This is a genomic window from Streptosporangium sp. 'caverna' (assembly GCF_003203775.1).
GTDB lineage: Bacteria > Actinomycetota > Actinomycetes > Streptosporangiales > Streptosporangiaceae > Streptosporangium > Streptosporangium subroseum.
The window spans coordinates 9324912-9347087 of record NZ_CP029711.1 but is presented as its reverse complement, the minus strand read 5'-3'; the positions used below and the strand labels follow the sequence as shown (position 1 = coordinate 9347087).

The window sequence follows — 22176 nt, the reverse complement described above, 5'->3', positions numbered from 1 at the left end:
CACCACGAGCACACAACGACTGCCTCGCACCGTCGCCGACCTCGTCTGGCATCGACGGGAGCCTCGTTGCGTTCGTAACGCTCTACCGGCACCATCACGCCGCCGTGACCAGCACAATTGCAAGATCAACTCGGCATTGAAATTGAAACGGCCCGGGTCCCGGCAGCGCAGGTGTTCTCTGGCGATGAAACCGACGCGAAGGCCGACGACACGGCCGGCGCCAGGGATCAGGTACGTCGCGAATCGCGGCCTTGAAATGGGCGCCGTTCACGTTCGTCAGCGGAGGGCGTGGGAAATTCTTCGGGCAGCTGCTCGAACGGAAGGAGCAAGCGTCTGGGGGGATTGGCTGCCCGCTCGGAAGCAAATGGACACAGCTGCCACTACCGAGCCGTCCGCCCCGTAGATCGGCGCCCCGATGCAGTGGACGTCCGGCCCCACCATTCTGTCGCTGGTGGAATAACCCTCCCTGCGGACGCCGGCCAGAAGGGAGCGGAGCCGGGCGGGGTCCGTAACGGTGTTCTCGGTATAGCGCCGCAGCGGATTGCTCAGATATTTCTCTCGTACGTCGCCGGGGGCATGGGCAAGCAATACCAATCCCGCTCCCGTGGCGAATGCGCCGAACCGGCCTCCTGCCCGGCTGTCGGCCTGCGGGGCGTTGGGCGTGCTCAGACGTTCCAGGAAGACGACGTCCAGGTGATCTCGCACAGAAAGGTGGATATGTTGTTCTTTCGTGACGTCGTACAGGTCCTGCAGGAACGGCAGGGCGGCATTCCGCAGGGCAGAGCCGCGGGGCGCGAGGGTGGCCACCTCCCACAGCCGCAGACCCACCCTGTAGCGCCGGTCGGGTCCACGTTCGAGAGCTCCCCATTCGACGAGTTCGGCAGCACGACGATGGACGGTGGGCATCGACAGCCCCGTCCGCCTCGACAATTCGGTGAGCGTCAGCGCAGGAGTTTCGTAGGAGAACGCTCCGAGCAACGCCAGGACCTTGTCGGTCACCGACATGCTGTGCTCGTTGGACATGTTCCCTGCCTTCCTGCGCGATGGTTTCCGAGCCGTTCGATGGGCGCTTGCTCAGCCACCCGAAGATGATGTGACCCGATGGGCGAGAGGTCGCGTCGGCGGAGTAGCCGGGTGGGTTACCTCGCTATGTCTCCGGACATGATCAATCGGTCGCTATTGAATAAACACCGCCGGGCGGCCCCGCTGTTCCCCGCGGGACAACCGACGTGTCGGTCGGCGGGGGGTGTCGGGCCGCCCGGTGATGCCATGGCTGCTGCTTGTTGTCAGCGGGTGGTCGCGGCGGCCTTTTCGATGAGGTTGGTGACGATCTCCGGGTTGGTCACCTGCGCGGCGTGGGGGGTGTCGGCCTTGACGGTGTGGGCGTGGGCTCGGGCGGCCATGAAGCTCTCGGCCGCCGGGGGGATCAGGTGGTCGTCGTTGGAGACGAGATACCAGGAGGGGATGGTCTTCCACGCGGGCTTGCCAGACTCTCCGTCGAGGGCCGCCGGGGCGGCGGGGCTCTGGGTGGCGGCGAGCTCGGCGGCGGCCTTGCTGCTGAGGCGGTTGCTCAGGAACAGGTCCCGGTATTTGTCGGCCTTGGCGTACAGGTCGACTCCGGCGGTGCCGTTGGCCAGGGTGAAGGGGACGGGGGTGAGAGCGGTGGGGACGGGCGCGTTGGGGTCGGTGGTGATGTGGGTGCCGGGGAACTTCGCGGTCAGCTTTGAGGCGCTCTCGCCCTCGTCCGGGGCGAAGGCCGAGATGTAGACCAGGGCCTTGACGTTGGTGTTGTCCGTGGCGGCGTTGGTGATGACGGATCCGCCGTAGGAGTGGCCGACCAGGACGATGGGGCCGTGGATGGTCTTGAGGTAGGAAGCCAGGTAGGCCGAGTCGTCGGAGAGGCTGCGCAGAGCGGTGGGAGGGGCGACGACCGGATATCCCTTGGTCTGCAGGCGCTTGATCACGCCGCTCCAGCTGGCCGCGTCGGACCAGGCTCCGTTCACGAGGACGACGGTCGGCTTCGGGGCCGAGGCCGTCTGGTGGGTGGATGCGGCCGACGCGAGGGTGGTCACGCCGGTGGCGAGGGCGGCCCCGGTCGCGCAGGCAATGGCGATGCGGAAAGTCCGACGGTTGGGCACGGGTTTCTCCTTGTGTGGTGGGTTATCGCTTGTTGAGCACGGACATGCCTGTCCGCGAGGGCGCACGGCGGTGGAGATGGATCAGTGGACCGCCCCGCGCCCGGAGGTGGCGTTGTGCCGGGCTGTGGATGGCGGGCCGTCTACGGTCACACTCGGGTGGGAATGTGCTCCTCGGCCCAGTTCAGTGCATAGTCGGCGACTTCTTGCCAGCCGTCCTGGCCGATGATGAAGTGCGAGCGCCCGGGGAATTCCTGGTAGTCCGTGACGGCGGGGGACTTGCGGTAGAGGCGCCAGTTGGCCTTGTTCACCTTGGGCGGGACGATGTGGTCGGCCTGTCCCGCGATGAACAGGAGCGGGGCCCGGCGGCGGTTGCGGAAGTTGATTCGAGTGGCGGCTCGGGGGTTGAAGTTGGCGAACGCCCCCTGGAAGAGGACGCGGGCCGAGCCGGGGACGGCGTACCGCTCGTAGCGGGCGGCGGACTGGCTCTCGGTGAGGGTGTTGGTGATGGCGTAGTGGAACTGCTGCGGCGTCAGCGAGATCGCCTTGTTCTTGTTGGCGGGGTTTCCCAGGACCGGCCAGGCCGACTTGAGGGTCGACAGCGGCAGGGGGAGCACACCCTTGACGGCTGCCGAGTCGATGGCGACGCCGACACTGCCCAGGCCGCGGTCGAGCAGGATCTGCACGACGGCGCCGCCGAACGAGTGGCCCATGATGATCGGCGGGCGATCCAGACCGCGGATGATGCTCTCGTAGTGGTCGACCACCTCGCGAAGGCCGACTCCCGCGATGCCCGTGGGGTCGCGCCGAAGCTCCTCCACCTCGCGGTCGAGACCCGGCCAGGCAGGGGTGAGAACTCTGTACCCCCGAGCCTCGTAATGGTGCTTCCACCCCTCCCAGCTGCGCGGATTCACCCAGAGGCCGTGGATGAGCACGATCGTGCCGGCCTCGTTGGCCTGGGACTCACTCATGCGAACCCTCCAATGTATATAGAACGTTCTGTTCACTTAAATGGGCCGGACCGATCGGCGGAGACAAGCGGCGCGTGGGAGACCCACGTCCCACCTGCCATCCGGCGGAAAGGAACCTGGAGTCGAAGACCGCTGCTCACCGCACGCGAAGCCGGACCGTCGCTCCCTGCGATCCGCCCCCGATGCACGTCGAGCACGCATCCTGCGGCGCTTCTCCAGAGTGTCGCCAGACGCGCCCCGTCCGCATCCGTCGAATGGCCACCCGAAACCTGCGCCATCGCGCCGCGCTGGACAGTCATTTCAACAGCCCGCCGGTGTTCCTCCAGGTCGGACAGACACGACGCAGGGTTTGGAGGCGGCCCGCTCCGGCTTTTGCCCATGTCGGGCCGGCCATCGTGCCCTCCGTGCGCGTGAACGAACCGAGGTCCCGATTTCCGAGGGGCCTCACGGCGGCCCGGCGGCCGAGGTCGGAACCCAGGTGCCGAGCGGCATTTACGCGGCCCTGCTGCGGGCGGCACGAACCGCAGTCTCTTGCGCAGTCATTTGACCTAGGCGGCCCGATCCTCACAGCACCGACACTGGCCACGTGGTCAGGTGCGCGTTGTACCTGTCGAGTGGGACCTCACTTCCTGCGTCGAGCGAACAGCCGGGCAGGGGGCGGAGCGCCCCATCCACCGCATGACGAATGTTGGGCAAGGTCTCGTATGGAAAGCAACGTGGACGGGCAGAGGTCGGTAACGACCGCAGCGGATGACGTGAGACGTCAGGCACCTGCCGGTGACGTTCCACAGCCCGATCGGTGCCGGCAGCCCGACGATCACCATGTCCACGGTCGCCTCGCCGCTCCCGTCATCCGCTGAGGAGAGGAGCCTGATGTCGAAGATCGTTCTTATTACCGGGGCTTCCAGCGGTCTCGGGGCAGCGACCGCGCAGGCATTGGCCGGTGCCGGTCACACCGCCTACGCCGGAATCGGGCCCGCCTCCGGCCGTTCACCCGGCGGCATCGCCGAACTGGACGGGTACGCCCGTGCGCAGGGCGCGCGGCTGCGTCCCCTCGTACTTGATGTCGCCGATCAGCGCTCGGTCTCCGCCGCGGTCAGGGATATCACGGCGGAAGCCGGCCGAATCGACGTGGTGATCCACACCATGGGACCTGTACCCCGGGGACCCGTCGAGTCCTTCACTCCCTACCAGCTGGCGCAGATCTACGACGCGCATGTGCTGTCCACCCAGCGGGTGAACCGTGCGGTGCTGCCGCAGATGCGCGAGCGCCAGGACGGCCTGCTGGTCTGGGTCGTACCCTCCGGCCACCGTGCCGATGCGGCTCCCTACCTCGCCCTGCACTCCGAAGCCGTCACGGTGATCGACCATCTCGCGGCGAGCTACGCGAAAGAGCTGACCGGCTTCGGGATAGAGACCTCGATCGTCGTTTCCGGTTCGCTCATGCCTGACACCGGCCAGCACGTGCGCCTGGTCTATCCGGATGACACCGAGACCGCCGAAGCGTATGAGGGCCGGTATCCCGGCCTGGTCGACCGCGTGGACGTGACCCTGGCGGAGCAGGCCGGCACCGACGCGGACGTCGCCCAGACAGCCAGGGCCATCGCGGCCGTGGTGGACGGACCGAAGGGCAGCCGTCCGTTGCGGGTCGCCGCGGGTTCACCCGGCGACGGGCCGGGGACCGGCAGCGCGGGCAGCGGCGGTTAGCCGGACGGGAGTGCGACGGAAGGGGCTGACGCCGCTGCCCACAGGGCCGGTCCTGGAAGCCTGTTCCGCTTGGACGGAAGCGGATCGAGCCCACTGGTTGATCGTGGGCGTGCCGGTGCGGTGGTGTCATTCGTCCAAGGCCGAAAGCGCGTCGCGGAGCGCGGCTCGGGAGGTGATTCCAAGCTTGGGAAAGATCTGGTAGAGGTGCGCGCCGACGGTCCGGTGCGAGAGATAGAGCCGCTCGGCGATCTGCTTGTTACTCAGGCCGGATGCGGCCAGATCCGCTACCTCCCGCTCCTGCGGCGTGAGCACCTGGCCACCCGCGGCGGCGGTTCTCGGCGCGATCCATCCGGTGGCACGCAGCTCCTTGGACGCGCGCTCCGCCCAGGGACGGGCGCTGAGCAGGGTGAAGGCGTCGTACGCCAGGCTCAGCGGCCCTTTGGAGTCTGCGTTCGCCCGTGCTCGTCGGAGCCTTTCACCGTAGGCGAGTCGCACCCGGGCCAGGTCGAACGGCCATCGCTCGACGCCCGGCACGGCCAGCGCCGTGTCGAAGAGGCGTACCGCGTCCTCATCTTCGGCGGCACACAGCGCCGCCGAGCCGCCGGCGAGAAGGGCGAGCCGTGGGGAGAGCGCCGCGATGCCGGTCTCCTGCATAGCGCGCACATGGGCGGCCGCCTCCGCTTGGCGGTTGGTGCGGACCGCGGCTTCGACGAGGTCCATCGCCACCCATAGGGCGTGTGGGACGTGGGAGGCGAAAGTGCCGGCGGGGCTGATCGCCGTCGCGTGCTGATAGGCGCTTTCGAAGTCGCCACGTCCGAGATCCGCGATGGTGCGTACTTGCCGGGCGTAGTGCAGCGCTGTCCCGACTCCCCGAGGCGTCGCCCAGCGGGTGATCTGGTCGGTGAGGAGGTCGACCGTGTCGTCGTCCCCGCGGACCGCGGCGATGACGGCTCGGCAGTACCAGAAGTACCAGGTGAAGAACCGGTAGCCGGAGTCCTCGCACAGCTGGATTCCTTCGTCGGCCAGCTCCACACACTCGTCCCACCTGCCGGTCAGGTAGTCGTCCAGGCACAGATGCATCAGCGCGCCGAGGTGTCTGCGCGCCGGGCCGCCGTCCCGTCCCTGGAGGACGACTTTCCAGGAGGGCCCGCGAAGGTCTGCCAGCCGGTCGAGGTAGAGCGACGCGGTGCCGATGCGGACGATACGGCCGGGGTCGGTCTCTTCGGGAAGTCCGCTGAGGACCGCCTGCAGCTGTTCCAGAGCCGCGGCTCCCGTACGTGCCGGGTCGGAGAAGGTCTTGCCGGCCACGGACAGCAGCGCGGGCGGCTCCGGTCGCAGGGAGGCGACCGCGGTGTAGAAGGGAGCCCACAGCTCTGCGCGGCCGCTGAAAAAACACAGGAGCAGCAGCAGGTGGACTGCGTCGATGAGGGCGTTGTCCCTGGCGTCGTACCGGTGTGTGCCGGACTCGATGGCGCCCACCAGCAGGCGGTGAGCGGCGTCGATGTCTCCGTCACCGTTGATGATCAGGTAGACGGCGGCGGCAGCGGAGCGCAGGGAGCCCGTCAGGTCCGGGTCTGCCCGGCGGGCGTCTTCGAGCAGCTCCGACGCGCCGCGCAGTTCGCCGGTCGCGTCGGCGCCGATGTAGGCGGCCTCCGCCAGTCGGCGGGCACGGTCCGAACCGCGGGGGCTCAGATCGGCGGCCCGTACCAGTGCCGCCACCGCCCCGACGGCGTCTCCGCGCGCCGTGATGCGATGCGCGGCCTGTTCCAGCAGGGCGGCCACCTGCTCGTCCGGCTCGACGGACGCTTCTCCGAGATGCCAGGCTCGGCGTTCGGGCTGATGCACCAGTACCTGGGCCAGGGCACGATGGGCCGCGCGGCGCTCGGCACTGGTGCAGGCATCCACGACCGCCGAGCGGATCAAGGGGTGGCGGAAGACGAGCCGCCGGGTGCCCTCGTCGAAGCTCACCAACTGGTCCTGCTCAGCAGGCGCTAGGTCGTCGAGATCGGCGTGGTAGCCGGCCTGCCGCGCCGATGCCTGCAGGACCCCGAGGTCACCGGTCCCGTCCATCGTCGCGAGCAGCAGCAGACGCCGCGCGGCAGCGGGGAGGCTGGAGACCCGGAAGACGAACAGCGCTTGGAGCCGCTGGCTGAGCGGCAGCACCGCAGGAAGGTTCTCCAGCGCCACGCGCTGCTGCCCGCTCAGCGCCGTCGGCAACTCGAGCAGAGCCAGCGGGTTCCCCTCGGCCGCGGCCAGCAGTCGCTGACGCACCCGCTCGGCAAGGTTCGGGAAGTGTGCGTCGAGCAGGGCCCTCGACGACTTCCCGTCCAGCGGCGGTACCTCGTATTCAGGTAGCCCGCCGCGGTTGAAGAAGGTCTCACTCCCCGAGCGCATGGCGCCGAGGAAACCGACGCGGCTGCCGCCGAGCCTGCGCGCGACGAAGCCCAGCACGGCGGCGCTGGCCCGGTCCACCCAGGGCAGGTCGTCGATGATGAGAAGCAGCGGGGCCGCGGTGGCCACCTGGCGCAGAAGCATCAAGGTCGCGCTGGACACGACAAGCCGGTCCGGTGGTGGTCCGCTGCCGAAGCCCAGCGCGACACGCAGGGCTTCGCTGTGCGCGCTGTCGAGATCGCCGAACGCCTCGGAGAGGGGGAAAAGGAGCTGGTTCAGTCCGGAGTAGCTCACGTCGGCTTCGAACTCGACTCCGGCAGCACGCAGGACACGCGTTCCGGTTGAGGACGCGGCTTCCGCCGCGGCATCGAGCAGGACCGTCTTGCCCACTCCCGCCTGCCCCGACAGCAGGAGCGCCCCGCCGCGGTCGGTGGCGGCAAGGAAGTCGCATATGCGTCTGACTTGCTTGGCGCGCCCGACCAGGGCACCGGCGGCGCCGTATTCAAAAGGGTCGCCGTAGCCCACCGGGTCACGCTCCCATCAACCGTCTACGCCGAGCCGGGATTCCGTCGAAACCCTGCATTCTTTGAAACCTGAATTGCAAGGAGGCGGTCATGCTACCCCTCGGCCATCACACAGCAGAAAATCTTTCACTGGATGAAAATCCACGCCCATTGGACGCCGGAGTAGAGCAGAGTTGACCTATGAGGGGCCAAGGTCATTCGGGGATCGGCCACTGTGAATGGGTTTGAGTTCCATCCCGCGATCGGCCGCATTTTCATCTGTATCAGCCTCATATACATGGCGCTGACGATTCCCGGTGAGACGGCATCCACAGCGGCGGTGATCCGCTGGGCGGGTGTGGGACTCGCCATCGCCGTCTGCGGTGCCGTCCAGCATCCGGTCCGTGCTCATCGAGCGATTCAAAGATGAAAGCCACGCCTCCGGAGGGGGCGCTCGGCTCCAATCGCTCGACATGCTCATCGGTTGAACGCGGAGCCCCTTGCGAGCCGATGCCCACAGTCTCGGCCGGAGAGCCGAGGACGGTGCCGGCCACCACGGGCACACGACGACTGCCTCGCACCGCCGCCGACCTCGTCTGGCATCGTCGGTACTGGGGCGGTGGGTCCGCCTGACATGTGCAAGGCCGACGGTCCGCCTCCGGTCTTGCCCCAACAGCCGGTACCGACAGGGGAGGGGGATCCGGTGAAGCCGCTCGTGCTCCTGGACGTGGACGGGGTGCTCAACCCGCAGAGGCGCTCCTCCCTGCGATTTCGGCGCTACGAAGTCGTCGTCGACGGCGAGGCGCACGGGATCCTGCTCGATCCCCGGTACGGAGCCAAGCTGGTGGCGCTGGCCCGCGAGACCGGTGCCGAGCTGGCCTGGGCCACCAGCTGGGAGCAGCACGCCAACGCCGAGATCAGCCCGCGCATCGGCCTGCCCCACCTGCCGGTGATCACCGTGACGGATGACCTGACCTCCCTAACCGGGGAGCATTTCAAGACCCGGCCCGTCGCCGACTACGTACGGCACCGCCCGTTCGTCTGGTTCGACGACGACCTCACCCCCGCCGACCAGGATTACCTGCACGCCCATCCCGGCGTCGGCGCCTTCCTGCTGATCGACGTCGACCCGCGAACCGGCCTCACCGACCACCACCTCGCCCAGGCCCGCGACTGGCTCACCACGACCGTTTCACCTCAGGGCGACGTCCAGGCGTGATCAAAGCATTCCGCTCGGAGACGTCGTCATGAAGCGATAGGCAGGACGGTCGCGGTAGGCGAGAAATTCTCACAGCCGGCCTTTCCCGGATGCTGTAACTAGAGCGAGATATCGGAGTGCGAAGATCGCGTTAAAGCCCTTCGCGGTGTGGGGCGCGAACGGGGGGCATTCTCAAATGAGGCGATGGATCGCTGCGATGGCCGTCATGCTGACCGTTCCGGCCATAGTCTCCGGACTCGGTGTAACCGCGAACGCCCAGGTCGCTCCGGCCAATCCGATCGACGCGCTCAAGCGTCAGCTCGTCGAGAACCGGGGTGTGAAGATGTCGAAGGTTCTCACCGACGTAATGGGCGGGGAGAAGGTGAATATCTGGACCGAGGGTGTCGCCGAGTTCGGCAAAGGCAAGATCCAGTCTACCGATATGACATATCGCTCCGACTTTAAGTATTTTGCGGGCCCCGTACGGCAGATCACTTTTGAGGGCCGCAAGTATGCCCAGGAGGGAGCTGCGTCCAAGGGTAAAAGCTGGTTCCTCTATGAGGACAAGAAGACCCGGCCCGTATTGGATGTTGACTGGATCAAGCTCGCCGATCCGGTCATGCTGAAGGCGGTGCTTGCCACCACCAGGGTCAAGCGCCCCGCGGGGATCTACGACGGCACGCACACCATGCTCTACCAGGGCACGATCACCCTCGGTCGGCTCTACAGCGCCTCTCCCGGATTCCCCTTCGGGCTTGAGGAGAAGCCCACCGGAAACGAGGCGGAGGCCAAGATCTCCTGGCGGCTCTGGTTCGGCGAGGACCAGCTCGTGCGCAGGGCCTGGGGTTCGTGGGGCGAGCCGTACTCCAAGAGCGGTGACGTCCGCCACGCGTATGTCGTTGACGCTCGCCTGACCGGCTGGGGTGCCAGGACCGACATCACGCCTCCTCCCGCCGATGCCGTAGCGACGCCCGACGGCACGGCCAGGGGCCAGGAATAGGGCCCTCGTTCCCTGCTATGCGGCCATGCGGATGGGTGAGCTGGGGTGCCGTAACCGTCGTATCCGCCGACTTGCCGGACTTTTTCGAGTTTTTCCGGCGGCAACCGAGGCCGTCGGAAATGCCTGCGGGACGCGTGGAGAGGTTCTTGCCGTACAGACGCTGTACATGGCTTAAAGATCCGGTCCATGATCGCGGTTCTCCCTCGGATCACCGGCCGGATCTGCTGCTGATAGACCAGCTCCTGACTACGCCCTGGGACTAACCTCGGCCGCCGCCGCGGGCGTTCGGTTCGCGCTTTCCCACGACCGCCACCTCGCTCGCCGGCGGCGCCTTGATGGTCACCCGGCTTCCCACCCGGTGTAACGAGTCTCAACGCTGACCCGCCTGTCCTCTTTCCCTGGTTCCGTCCCGCCGTGTGTCTTCTGCGGATAAACGGTGACCAATCGCTGAGGGAGCCCGTTGGTGCCCAGCGTGAGCATGAAGCGCAGCACCGCATCCTTACCTTGATCACGGACGTGTTTCGGAAGGCGTCGGGCCGGTGGAATCGACACGCCGGCGCGGCGCAGTGATGGCGGCTCGGGACGCCCGGTGTCACGTGGGCGGCATTTTTGCATCCGACCGGTTGCGGCGGCCGTTCGCGGGAAGCGGGCACCCCGCCGCGATGCGATCGATCGTGCGCTCTCCCGCAGGTGATCGGGCCGGAGCTTCCACTGATCGTCCAATCCGCGAAGGGTGCTGGGATTTCTTGAAATCCCGAAAATGGTCACGGATCGTGCTATAAAAAAAGCTCTCCGTTACCTATGTGTGCAAGATAGGCACCAGGGATGGATATGTGCGTTGGAAGCGTGGACGCTCTCGGCGCGCCCTCGGTTCTCACGGTGAGGAGAGCTAATGGAACGCGAGCCCAACAGATCACTCCAGAGGCTCATCGTCGAAGCGGACTTCACTCATAAGGGGCTGGCCCGACGGCTCAACGATCTCGGGGTGGCTCGCGGCCTGTCCGGTCTGAAATATGACCACAGTTCTGTTCTGCGCTGGATTGCCGGTCAGCGGCCGAGAGACCCCGTCCCGGGGCTTCTCGCCGAGATCTTCGCACTCCGGCTCGGCAGGACGGTCAGTACGGAGGATCTCGGTCTGCCGGCCGTCTCGACGCCTCTCGACCTGGGACAGGAGTTCACCCACACGTGGCAGGAGGGGATCGCAACCGTGACAGCACTGTGGCGCGGGGATGTTGAGAGACGCAGGTTCCTGATCGACTCCACCTTCGCGATCGGGGCCGGATCCGCCGGAGCCTTACGCTGGCTGACCCTTCCCCTGGGGGGTCGCCCTGCGGGGGCCGGTCCCCGCAGGGTCGGCATGGACGACATCGCCGCGATCCGGGAGGTCACCCGATCTTTCGGTGAGCTGGACAACAGGTTCGGCGGGGGCCGGGTCCGTTCGGCGGTGGTGAGATATCTGGACACGGCGGTCGCGCCGTTGCTCAGTGACGGTTCGTACGGCGAGGACACGGGCAGGGCACTGGCCGCGGCCGCGGCCGAGCTGACCCGGCTGGCCGGGTGGATGGCCTACGACCTTGAGCAGCACGGCCTGGCCCAGCGCTACCTGATCCAGGCGCTGCGTCTGGCGAGGGGAGCCGGGGATCACGGGCTCGGCGGGGAGATCCTCGCCGGGATGAGCCATCAGGCCATATATATAGGACAGCCCGCGCACGCCCTCGATCTTGCCAGGGCCGCCCAGCTCTCCGCCCGCCGGGCCGCCGTCTTCGCCCTGCTGGCCGAGACGCACGTGCTGGAGGCCCACGCGCACGCGGTGCTGGCGGACCGGGAGGCGTGCGCCAGATCCCTGCACGAGGCCGAGCTGGCCTTCGACCGGCGCGGGTCCGGGGACCAACCCGACTGGATCGCCTACTTCGACGAGGCCTACCTGTCGGCCAAATTCGCCCACTGCTTCCGCGATCTGGGTGACGGGCCGGGGGCCGTGCGGCACGCCAGACGGTCGCTGGAGATGGACGGGCGTTACGTCCGGGGGCGGATGTTCAACCTGTCGTTGCTGTCGGCGGGGCTGGTCGAATCCGGGGAGCTGGAGGAGGCCTGTACGGTCGCCGCCGACGCGCTGGATCTGGCCGGAGGCCTGCAGTCGGCCCGCACCCGGTCGTACGTCACAGACCTGCGCAGGCGGCTGGATCCCTTCGCCGCCGAGCCGCTGGTGAGGGAGTTGAACGAGCGGGCCAGGGAGCTCAGTCCCGCCTGAGGTCGCGGTGGTCGCAAAGAGATGGGGGCCCGGCGTAAGCCGGGCCCCCATCCGTTTTGTGTTGCGATTTTCTGCTTGCCCGCAAAGGCCGAGGGCCCCGGCGTAAGCCGGGGCCCTCGGATGATGCTGGGGTGAGCGTGAGGTTTGGACCCTCGTGCTCGGGTGATCGTTAAGTAGCTACTACTACTTGGCGATCGAGCCGGTCCACACAGCGGCAGCCTTGTTGTAGACGCCAGCAGTCTCGCCGTCGAAGTAGGCCGAGGTGTTGATGTCAATGCGGCCGTTGTTGTCGGTGTCACCGAACAGGCTGGTGACGCCGTTGACGTAGCCCAGACGCTTGGCGCTGCTGTACTTGACGAGCCACGGGGCGCCATCGGAGCCCACGGTCATCGAGGACTTCAGGCCGACGTGCTCTTCGACCTTGTCGGCCGCGGAGACGTACTTGGTGGCGTTGGTCTTGCCGTAGACCCACTTGGGCGTAACGCCGGTGAAGGCCTTGTTGCCGTCGGGGTGTGCGCCCGCCGGGTAACCGAAGACGTAGACCGTCTGGCCGGCCTTCTGGTTCCAGGTGAAGCCCTGGCCACCGACGTTGTCGCCAAGGCGACCGGTGTCCTTGATGAAGTCCCCGACGGTGTAGAAGAGGGTCTTGAAGTAGCCCTTGACGAAGCTCTTCTTCACGTACGACTTGATGTAGTAGTGCGTGATGGTGTAGTTGCCGCGGGGGGTAAGGATGCGGTAACCGGGACCCTGGTAGGCGTCGTACTGAGCCTTGGTGACGTTCTCGGTCCAGGTCTTCCACTCGGCCTTGGAGCCGTTGACCTTGTAGCCGGTGGGAGCCGCGTTGTAAGCGTCCTTGCTGACCTCGGTGTACGCCAGGACGGCGTCCTCGTGGTCGGGACCAACGGTCTCGGTGACCTTGTCGATCTTCGCCCAAGCGTCAGCAGACTCGCCACCCTTGAGGTCGCGGGTCTTCTTGTACTCGGCCTCGGTGATCGCCACGTCCTTGGTGAACTTGACGTCGGTGGAAGCCTTGTAGTCAGCCTCGCTGACGAGCTTGGGGGTGCCGCCGCCGACCTGGATGCCGTTGTAAACGGTCACGAACGCGTAGTCGCGGTCGCGGTCGTTGTAGACATCGAAGTCGTAGTGCACGTACGCGGTCTTACCAACGTAGATGCCCCACGGGGTCTTGCCCTGGTAGTAGCCGGGCACGAAGACCCACTCGTCCATGACGCTGGCGTTGGCCTTGTCGTCGTACACGCAGTGCCCGGCGGTGGAGACCAGGTTGCGGTACTTGGACTGGATCGAGGTCGCGGAGCACCAGCGCGGGTCGCCCTTGGCGTCGACGAAGAACACCTTGCCGATGGACTTCGGCAGGTTGACGTTCTTGACCACCGAGGTGGACTTCTTCTCTTCGCCGATCGGCGCCACGACGCCGGGCTTGCCATCGGGGGTGTAACCGCCCGAGGTGTTCAGCTTCGAGGCCGGAGTGGTCTCGGTGGTGTAAGCGGTGGCCTGGGCGAGACGGTTGGTCTCGCCGTTCTTCTCGAGCCACCAGCCCGCGACGTTCCGAGCCGAAGGAGCGTCCTTGGCCATCGTGTCGAAGGCCCAGTCCGGGTTGGCATTGGCGCTAGCGGTGCCGACCAGGCCGGCGGCCAGCATACCGGTGGCAAGAATTGCGCCACCGGCGGGGAGGAGAATGCGCTTCAAGGGGAGCTCCTTGGTCTGATGTGGAACGCTTCTTGCGTCCCATGCGTCAGTAAAGGGAATGCCAGAAACATACAGTGTCGATCTTGGGGACCGGAAGCCGATTCGGCAGGGAAAGATCCGGCACGCCCCACAGAGATCATTTTGTGATTTTTGGTGAGCTCCGAGACTGCTGTGAAAGCTGGGAAAATTCACAGCGTTTTCGCAGATAGACGTAAGTTTGACATAAAAGCTTCAACGCTTCGTGAGCACATCAATGCGATGGGTGATGAGGTCCATGTGATGCAGATCACACGGAATTGATGGCACCGATTTGTTCGCGATCACGTCTAAAACCCCTACAGGCCCCCGAATCGAGTGGCGGGCGGTCTTCGAGTGGGGGTTTACGGAGGACGCCTGTAGGCCTTCACGGTGGGGCTGGAGCTGTTGCATGGCCCGCTGAGACTCGGTCTACGCCGGTGGCCTTCGTTGATCCTTTGACTGCCGCGCTGTCGGTGACAGAGCCAGGGCCGTCCAGCCAAGGCATTCGATCCCGCCTTATGCCGCAACGTGGCGCCCCGGAGGGGGAAACTACGGCGGCCGCGGAAAGAGAAGGCCGGCACGCACTTTTCGCCGTTTCCACCTGAAAAGCCGAAGGGCCCGGCGTGTGCCGGGCCCTTCGATGGTTTTGGCTCTTCTGGCGATGAGATTTCACCCGTGAAAATGGCGATGAGGCTTCACGCCTGAATGTGAAAAGGCCGAGGGCCCCGGCGTAAGCCGGGGCCCTCGGATGATGCTGGGGTGAGCGTGAGGTTTGGACCCTCGTGCTCGGGTGATCGTCGAGTAGCTACTACTACTTGGTGACGATCGAGCCGGACCACACAGCGGCGGCCTTGTTGTAGACGGCAGCGGTCTCGCCATCGAAGTAGGCCGAGGTGTTGACGTCGATACGGCCGTTCTTGTCGGAGTCACCGAACAGGCTGGTGGTTCCGTTGACGTAGCCCAGGCGCTTGGCGCTGCTGTACTTGACGAGCCACGGGGCGCCATCGGAGCCGGTGGTCATCGAGCACTTCAGGCCGACGTGCTCTTCGACCTTGTCGGCCGCGGAGACGTACTTGGTGGCAAGGGTCTTGCCGTAGCACCACTTGGGCGTAACGCCGGTGAAGGCCTTGTTGCCGTCGGGGTGTGCGCCCGCCGGGTAACCGAAGACGTAGACCGTCTGGCCGGCCTTCTGGTTCCAGGTGAAGCCCTGGCCGCCGACGTTGTCACCAAGACGACCGGCGTCCTTGATGAAGCCGTCAACGATGTAGAAGGTCGTCTTGAAGTAGCCCTTGACGAAGCTCTTCTTCACGTACGACTTGGTGTAGTAGTGCGTGATGGTGTAGTTGCCGCGGGAGTCGAGCTTGCGGTAACCAACACCGGTGTAAGCGTCGTACTGAGCCTTCGTGACGTTCTCGGTCTTGGTCGCCCACGGAGCCTTGGCACCGTTGGTCTTGAAACCGTCGGGAGCCTTGTCGTAGACGTCCTTGCTGACTTCCGTCAGCGCCAGCACGGCGCCGGGGAAGTCGGGGCCGACAACCTCGGCGGTCTTGTCGATCTTCGCCCAAGCGTCAGAAGTCTCGCCACCCTTGAGGTCACGGATCTTCTTGTACTCGGCCTCGCTGATCGCCTCGTCCTTGGAGAACTTGGCGGTCGCGGTGGAAGCCTTGTAGTCAGCCTCGCTGACGGCCTTGGGGGTGCCGCCGCCGACCTGGATGCCGTTGTAAACGGTCACGAACGCGTAGTCGCGGTCGCGGTCGTTGTAGACATCGAAGTCGTAGTGCACGTACGCGGTCTTACCAACGTAGATGCCCCACGGGGTCTTGCCCTGGTAGTAGCCGGGCACGAACACCCAGTGGTCCATGACCTGCGCGTTGGCCTTGTCGTCGTAGACGCAGTGCCCGGCGGTGGAGACCAGGTTGCGGTACTTGGACTGGATCGAGGTCGCGGAGCACCACTTCAGCTGGTTCTTCGAGTCAACGAAGAACACCTTGCCGATGGACTTCGGCAGGTTGACGTTCTTGACCACCGAGGTGGTGGCCTTCTCCTCGCCGATCGGGGCGACCACGCCGGGCTTGCCGTCGGGGGTGTAACCGCCCGAGGTGCTCAGCTTCGAGGCCGGGACGGTCTCGGTGGTGTAAGCGGTCGCCTTGGCGAGGTTGTTCGTGGCGCCGTTCGCCGCGAGCCAGAAGTTCGCGGTGTCGACGGCCGTGGGGGCGTCCTTGGCCATGGTGTCCGTGGCCCAGTCCGGGTTGGCGTTGGCGCTAGCGGTGCCGACGAGGCCGGCGGCCAGCAGACCGGTGGCGAGCAGTGCGCCACCGGCGGGGAGGAGGATGCGCTTCAAGGGAAAACTCCTTGGTCTGATGTGGAACGCTTCTTGCGTCCCATGCGTCAGTAAAGGGAATGCCAGAAACATACAGTGTCGATCTTGGGGATCGGAAGCCGATTCGAGAGGGAAAGATCCGGCGCGTCCCGCAGAGATCATTTCGTGATGTTTGGCGAGCCTCGAGGCTGTTGTGACGGCTGAGGCAATTCACAGCGTTTTCGCAGATAGGCGTAAGTTTGCCTTAAAGGTGCTTACGCTTCGTGATGAAATCAGCGCTTTAGGTGATGGCGTATATGTGACGCAGATCACATCGAATCGATGGCACCGATTGGCTCGTGATCACGTCTAACCGCCCATCGGCTCTCGAGCCGGGCGGTGAGTGACCCGTGAGGCCCCGCGGAGCATGCGGGCACGGTCGCTGGAGCGGCCACAGCCGTCGCCGTGGCCGATGTGGGCGCGGTCACGTACGTTCAGAGCCCCCCGGCAACCCTTGATCTTCTGGCTGCCGCGTCGTTGGCGACGGAGCCGGACAGCAGCTTGAGCCGAAGGGCTCAGCCTCGCCTGACGTTGCAACGTGGCGCTCGGGAAAGGGCGGTCGGTGTGTGCAGTTTTCGCCGTTTCCACTGGAAAACCATCGAAGGGCCCGGCGTGTGCCGGGCCCTTCGATGGTTTTCGCTCCTCTGGCGATGGAGCTCTTGCCTGTGAAAAGGCCGAGGGCCCCGGCGTAAGCCGGGGCCCTCGGATGATGCTGGGGTGAGCGTGAGGTTTGGACCCTCGTGCTCGGGTGATCGTCGAGTAGCTACTACTACTTGGTGACGATCGAGCCGGACCACACAGCGGCGGCCTTGTTGTAGACGGCAGCGGTCTCGCCATCGAAGTAGGCCGAGGTGTTGACGTCGATACGGCCGTTCTTGTCCGTGTCACCGAACAGGCTGGTGGTTCCGTTGACGTAGCCCAGGCGCTTGGCGCTGCTGTACTTGACGAGCCACGGGGCGCCATCGGAGCCGGTGGTCATCGAGCACTTCAGGCCGACGTGCTCTTCGACCTTGTCGGCCGCGGAGACGTACTTGGTGGCAAGGGTCTTGCCGTAGCACCACTTGGGCGTAACGCCGGTGAAGGCCTTGTTGCCGTCGGGGTGTGCGCCCGCCGGGTAACCGAAGACGTAGACCGTCTGGCCGGCCTTCTGGTTCCAGGTGAAGCCCTGGCCGCCGACGTTGTCACCAAGACGACCAGCGTCCTTGATGAAGCCGTCAACGATGTAGAAGGTCGTCTTGAAGTAGCCCTTGACCTGGGTCTCCTTCACCCACGACTTGGTGAAGTAGTGGGTGATGGTGTAGTTGCCGCGCTTGTCGAGCTTGCGGTAACCAACACCGGTGTAGGCGTCGTACTGAGCCTTGGTGACGTTCTCGGTACGGGTCTTCCACGGAGCCTTGGCGCCGTTCTTGCGACCGTCGGGGGCTGCGTCGTAGACGTCCTTGCTGACCTCGGTCAGCGCGACCACGGCGCCGGGGTAGTCCGGTCCGACGGTCTCGGAGACCTTGTCGACCTTGGCCCAAGCGTCAGAAGTCTCGCCACCCTTGAGGTCACGGATCTTCTTGTACTCTTCCTTGCTGATCGCCTCGTCCTTGGAGAACTTGGCGCTCGCGGTGGAAGCCTTGTAGTCAGCCTCGCTGACGACCTTGGGGGTGCCGCCGCCGACCTGGATGCCGTTGTAAACGGTCACGAACGCGTAGTCGCGGTCGCGGTCGTTGTACACGCTGAAGTCGTAGTGCACGTACGCGGTCTTACCAACGTAGATGCCCCACGGGGTCTTGCCCTGGTAGTAGCCGGGCACGAAGACCCAGTGGTCCATGACCGCGGCGTTGGCCTTGTCGTCGTAGACGCAGTGCCCGGCGGTGGAGACCAGGTTGCGGTACTTGGACTGGATCGAGGTCGCGGAGCACCACTTCAGCTGGTTCTTCGAGTCGACGAAGAACACCTTGCCGATGGACTTGGGAAGGTTGACGTTCTTGACCACCGAGGTGGTGGCCTTCTCCTCGCCGATCGGGGCGACCACGCCGGGCTTGCCGTCGGGGGTGTAACCGCCCGAGGTGTTCAGCTTCGAGGCCGGGGTGGTCTCGGTGGTGTAAGCGGTCGCCTTGGCGAGGTTGTTCGTGGTGCCCTGGGCCTGGGTCCAGAAGTCCACGGTCGCCTGCGCCGTGGGGGCGTCCTTGGCCATGGTGTCCGTGGCCCAGTCCGGGTTGGCGTTGGCGCTAGCGGTGCCGGCCAGGCCGGCGGCCAGCAGACCGGTGGCGAGCAGTGCGCCACCGGCGGGGAGGAGGATGCGCTTCAAGGGAAAACTCCTTGGTCTGATGTGGAACGCTTCTGCGTCCCATGCGTCAGTAAAGGGAATGCCAGAAACATACAGTGGTGATCTTGGGAACCGGAAGTCGGTTTGGCATGGGAAGAGCCCATCCGAGGCGTCGAGATCTCTTCGTGATGTTTAGGTGATCATGAAAGCTTTGTTGTATTTGAGATCTTGGTGTCTCATTTGCCCAGATGAAAGCGAGTTTGTTGCAAAAGTGACTGATGTTGCGTAGGCGATTTGGTACTTTAGGTAACGATTCATATGTGATGCAGATCACATGGAACCGAATCGCCCGCGGCTACGTCTAATGCCGCCACGGGCGCTCTGGAGCAGAGCCCACAGACCCCCGAAACGGCTGCGGGACCCGACGCGTGCCGGGTCCCGCAGGTGTGAGACAGAAGGAGGAACCCCTCGCTTGGGGAAGGGATCCTTCAGGGCTAGCTCACTCGCTGGCTTGCCGCCCACCGGTAGACGATGAAGGTCGACATCTTGAAGTACGGCGAGGAGATCTGGTCGTAGATCCGATCGGTGTTGGTGTCCCAGGTGAAGCTGTTGACACCGTTGAGATACCCCACGGCGTGCTTGGTGTCGTAGCCGATCAGCCAGGGGCCTCCGCTGGCGCCGGCGGTGAACCCGCATTTCAGCGCGATGCCCTCCTCGACCAGCCGGGTGGGGGCCTGCTGCCGGGTGGTGAGCCCGTCGCACGACTTCAGCTGCTGGCCGTCGTACGGTCTGCTGCCGTCGATATGGGGAGCCGCGGGGTAACCGAAGGCCAGGGTGTACAGGCGTACGCCGCGGTTGACCGCCAGACCCTGCCCGCCGACGTTGTCCTCCAGGCTCCCGACGGTCTGCATCTCGTAGGTGCCGGCCGTCTTGCCCGGCTTCCATACGAACCCGTCGTGCACGGTGACAAACGCGTAGTCGTAGTCGTAGTCACCCCGGCCGACGAAGCTCTCGTGCAGGTTCAGCGAATGGCCGACGTAGATCCCGTACGGGGTCTCCCCCTTGTTGTAGCCCGGGATGAAGATCCAGTAGCTGGCCGCCTTGCCCTGCTTGGCGTCATAGGCGCAGTGCGCCGCCGTGGCGACCAGGTCGTGGTTGGCCGACGCCACCGACGAGGCGGAACACCAGAAGTCCTTGTCCCCGATCCGGAAGAACACCTTGCCGACGGTCACCGGCGAGGTGCCAGTGGCCGGTGGCCTCTTCTTCGGGAGGGTGGGCTTGACGAGCTGGGCGGAGGTGCCGGAGCTCGTCGTGGTGGTTATCGCGGCGGTGGTGTCCATGGCGGAGGCCGCTGTGGCGGTGGGCGAAGGAGAGGCTGAGGAAGTGCCGCTGGACTTCATCTCGGGATTGGCCGGGACGTTGTTCATGACCTGCTTGAGCTTGGCCGGATTCCAGTACTCCGCGACCCGCTTCATGTCGGCGCTGTTCTTCGTCAGGGTGATCGACGTGATGCCGTTGGGGATCCCGTTGTAAGGGGTGGCCGCGGCGATCCCGGCGAACGCGGACGTCATGGTCACGCATGCGGCGAGCAGAGCACCGAGCGTGGACGTGAGCCGTCGTACGCGGGGAGACAAGAGGACCGTTCCTTTCCGAAGCCCAGAGTGAATCAAGGTACTAATGGGTGATTTTTTCAGATCAACTTACTTTTGGGCAGTTCCCTTTGCCGATCCGCTCTCAGTCCGTTACCCGGCCAGTCTGTCTCCGGATGCATAAGCGGCCCGTGAGGCCCGTGGAAGGACCCGGCGGATGCCGGGTCCTTCCACGTTCGGAACGTCCGTGACCTAGGCCGGGAGCTTCCCGGTCCAGAGGTTGGCGGCGTACTTGTAGATGCCGTAGGTGTCACCGTTGAAGTACGGGGTGGTCACCCGGTCGTAGCGGCCGTTCTTGTCGCTGTCGACCGTCAGGCTCACGACGCCGTTGAGGTAACCGGTCCGCTTGCTGCTCTTGTACTGCAGCAGGAAGGGGCCACCGCTGGCGCCGGGGGTGAAGGCGCACTTGATCGCCTGCTGCTCCTGGGCGTTGTACGCCGAGACGACGGGCGCGGCGGCGGTCGTGCCGTAGCACCACTTCTGCGTCTGCCCGGAGTACGGCTTGTCGCCGTCCAGGTGGGGGGCGGTCGGGTAGCCGAAGGTGAAGACCTTCTTGCCCAGCGTCTGGTTCCAGCTGAAGCCCTGACCGCCGACGTTGTCGCCCAGGCGGCCGGCGTCGGCCACGGTCGAGATGTAGTGACGGAAGATCGTGTACTTCACGGTCGCGGTCTTCTTGATGTACTTCACCACGTAGTAGTACGTGATGGTGTAGTTGCCGCGGGCGTCGATCTTCCGGTAGCCGAGGCCCTTGTAGGCGTCGTACTCGGTCTTGGTGACGTTCTCGAGACGGCTCTCGACCTTGGAGCCGGTCTTGGGCCACGAGGCCTGGGGTACCGCGTTGCCCTTGAGGGTGACCTTGTCGTCCTTCAGGCCGTAGACCTGACCGGGGATCTTGTCCCAGGTCTCCTTGCCGGTCTCGGACGCGACGGCGACGGCACCGTTGTACTGCGGACCGACCTCGTCCTCGGTGGAGACGTTGTCGACCTTGCCGAGGCCGCCCTTCTGCGTCCACTTGTCGTAGGTCGCGGCGTCGACGGTCGTGGCGCTCTCACGGCCTACGCCGCCCTTGTCGACGTGTGCCTTGTAGGTCTTGTAGTCGACTTCCTTCTCCGGCTGCTGCTTGATGCCGTTGTAGACGTTGACGAAGGCGTAGTCGAAGTCGTAGTCCTCGTAGACGGTGAAGTCGTCGTGGGTGTTGACCTTGGCGCCGACGTAGATACCCCAGGGCGCCTTGCCCTGGTAGTAGCCGGGGATGAACACGAAGTTGTTGAAGGGCTTGTTCGTGTCGGTGTCGTACACGCAGTGACCGGCCGTGGCGACGAGGTTGCGGTACTTCGACTGCACGGAGCTACCGGAGCACCAACGCTCCTTGCCCTTGTCGTCGATGAAGAAGACCTTGCCGACGGTGATCGGCAGGTTCAGGTTCTTCGAGACACCGGCGGTCTTGCCGCCCTCGCCGGTCGGGGCGACGACGCCCGGCTTGCCGTCGGCGGCCGCCCTGGTGGCACCGGTCTTGGTGAGCTTGGCGGAGACGGTGGAGTCGGCGAGGTAGGTCGTCGCCCCCTTCAGCTTCGAGGCCGTCCAGTAGCCCGCGATGGCCTTCGCGTTACCGGAGGAGGTGAGCGCCGTCGTCTTGGCGTCGGGGTCGGGCGCGGCCTGGGCCGCGCTGGAGAAGGATGCGCCGACCATGGAGGTGACCACGAGGGCCCCTCCGAGGGGGAGGATCAGGCGCTTGGCTCGGGGGTTCAATTTAGCTCCTTGTACTTCATGGATCACTCGAGGGGTCATGGATCACTCGGGACGCAATCCACACATGAGTAAAGAGATAAGACGTGACCGTACTAGGCAAAGAAGGGTTAAAAAGCTACAAATCGGGCATTGGTTCGGACCGATATGATTTCGTTATCAAATAGGTGGAACCAGAGATTCATGATCCGCGTCTGATCCACCTGTGCTCGGCCGTACGCGGAGTCGCACGCCGTACACGAGCGTGACCTGCGAAAACGCCGGAGGCGGTTGTTGCCCGGGCGGGG

The 22176-nt window shown here is 65.3% G+C and carries 13 protein-coding genes; 4 read left to right on the top strand and 9 right to left on the bottom strand.

The annotated features are described in order from the left end of the window. Positions 1–276: 276 nt before the first annotated feature. The 3 genes from DKM19_RS40095 to DKM19_RS40085 all read right to left on the bottom strand — a co-directional run bounded on the left by DKM19_RS40095 (position 277) and on the right by DKM19_RS40085 (position 3106). Positions 277–1023 (bottom strand): IclR family transcriptional regulator, encoded by a 747-nt coding sequence (locus DKM19_RS40095; RefSeq protein ID WP_110703269.1) that lies wholly within the window; start codon positions 1021–1023, stop codon positions 277–279. Between the two features lie 263 nt (positions 1024–1286). Further along, positions 1287–2138 (bottom strand): alpha/beta fold hydrolase, encoded by an 852-nt coding sequence (locus DKM19_RS40090; protein ID WP_110703267.1) that lies wholly within the window; start codon positions 2136–2138, stop codon positions 1287–1289. Between the two features lie 146 nt (positions 2139–2284). Beyond that, the gene (locus DKM19_RS40085) at positions 2285–3106 is read right to left on the bottom strand and encodes an alpha/beta hydrolase (RefSeq protein WP_110703264.1); all 822 of its coding nucleotides are present in this window, start codon (positions 3104–3106) and stop codon (positions 2285–2287) included. An 873-nt stretch (positions 3107–3979) separates the two neighbouring features. On the opposite strand from DKM19_RS40085, the gene DKM19_RS40080 reads away from it, so the two are divergent. After that, positions 3980–4813, top strand: a complete 834-nt coding sequence (locus tag DKM19_RS40080) for an SDR family NAD(P)-dependent oxidoreductase (RefSeq protein ID WP_162642118.1) — start codon at positions 3980–3982, stop codon at positions 4811–4813. Positions 4814–4939: 126 nt separating this feature from the next. On the opposite strand, the gene DKM19_RS40075 is transcribed toward DKM19_RS40080, so the two are convergent. Beyond that, positions 4940–7729: a LuxR family transcriptional regulator gene (locus DKM19_RS40075; RefSeq protein WP_110703258.1), complete on the bottom strand. Its 2790-nt coding sequence runs from the start codon at positions 7727–7729 to the stop codon at positions 4940–4942. A 681-nt stretch (positions 7730–8410) separates the two neighbouring features. On the opposite strand from DKM19_RS40075, the gene DKM19_RS40070 reads away from it, so the two are divergent. The 3 genes from DKM19_RS40070 (at position 8411) to DKM19_RS40060 (ending at position 12156) form a co-directional block, all read left to right on the top strand. After that, entirely contained in the window at positions 8411–8926 is a 516-nt protein-coding gene (locus tag DKM19_RS40070; protein WP_110703255.1) for an HAD domain-containing protein, read from the top strand. A gap of 196 nt (positions 8927–9122) precedes the next feature. Continuing rightward, a complete protein-coding gene (locus DKM19_RS40065; RefSeq protein ID WP_110703252.1) occupies positions 9123–9905 on the top strand; it encodes a hypothetical protein in 783 nt (260 codons plus the stop codon). An 892-nt stretch (positions 9906–10797) separates the two neighbouring features. Continuing rightward, complete coding sequence (locus tag DKM19_RS40060; protein ID WP_110703249.1) at positions 10798–12156, top strand: hypothetical protein; 1359 nt, start codon at positions 10798–10800, stop codon at positions 12154–12156. Between the two features lie 183 nt (positions 12157–12339). Here DKM19_RS40060 and DKM19_RS40055 read toward each other — a convergent pair whose 3' ends face one another. The 5 genes from DKM19_RS40055 to DKM19_RS40030 form a co-directional block, all read right to left on the bottom strand. After that, on the bottom strand, positions 12340–13863 hold the full coding sequence (locus tag DKM19_RS40055) for a serine protease (RefSeq protein ID WP_110703246.1): 1524 nt from the start codon (positions 13861–13863) through the stop codon (positions 12340–12342). Between the two features lie 829 nt (positions 13864–14692). Beyond that, positions 14693–16222 carry a serine protease gene (locus DKM19_RS40050; protein WP_110703243.1) on the bottom strand — a complete coding sequence of 510 codons (1530 nt, stop codon included), beginning with the start codon at positions 16220–16222 and terminating at the stop codon, positions 14693–14695. A gap of 787 nt (positions 16223–17009) precedes the next feature. After that, the gene (locus tag DKM19_RS40045) at positions 17010–18536 is read right to left on the bottom strand and encodes a serine protease (RefSeq protein ID WP_110703240.1); all 1527 of its coding nucleotides are present in this window, start codon (positions 18534–18536) and stop codon (positions 17010–17012) included. 452 nt (positions 18537–18988) lie between these two features. After that, on the bottom strand, positions 18989–20128 hold the full coding sequence (locus DKM19_RS50195; protein ID WP_162642116.1) for a serine protease: 1140 nt from the start codon (positions 20126–20128) through the stop codon (positions 18989–18991). Positions 20129–20335: 207 nt separating this feature from the next. Next, complete coding sequence (locus tag DKM19_RS40030; protein WP_239513847.1) at positions 20336–21892, bottom strand: hypothetical protein; 1557 nt, start codon at positions 21890–21892, stop codon at positions 20336–20338. Positions 21893–22176 lie beyond the last annotated feature (284 nt).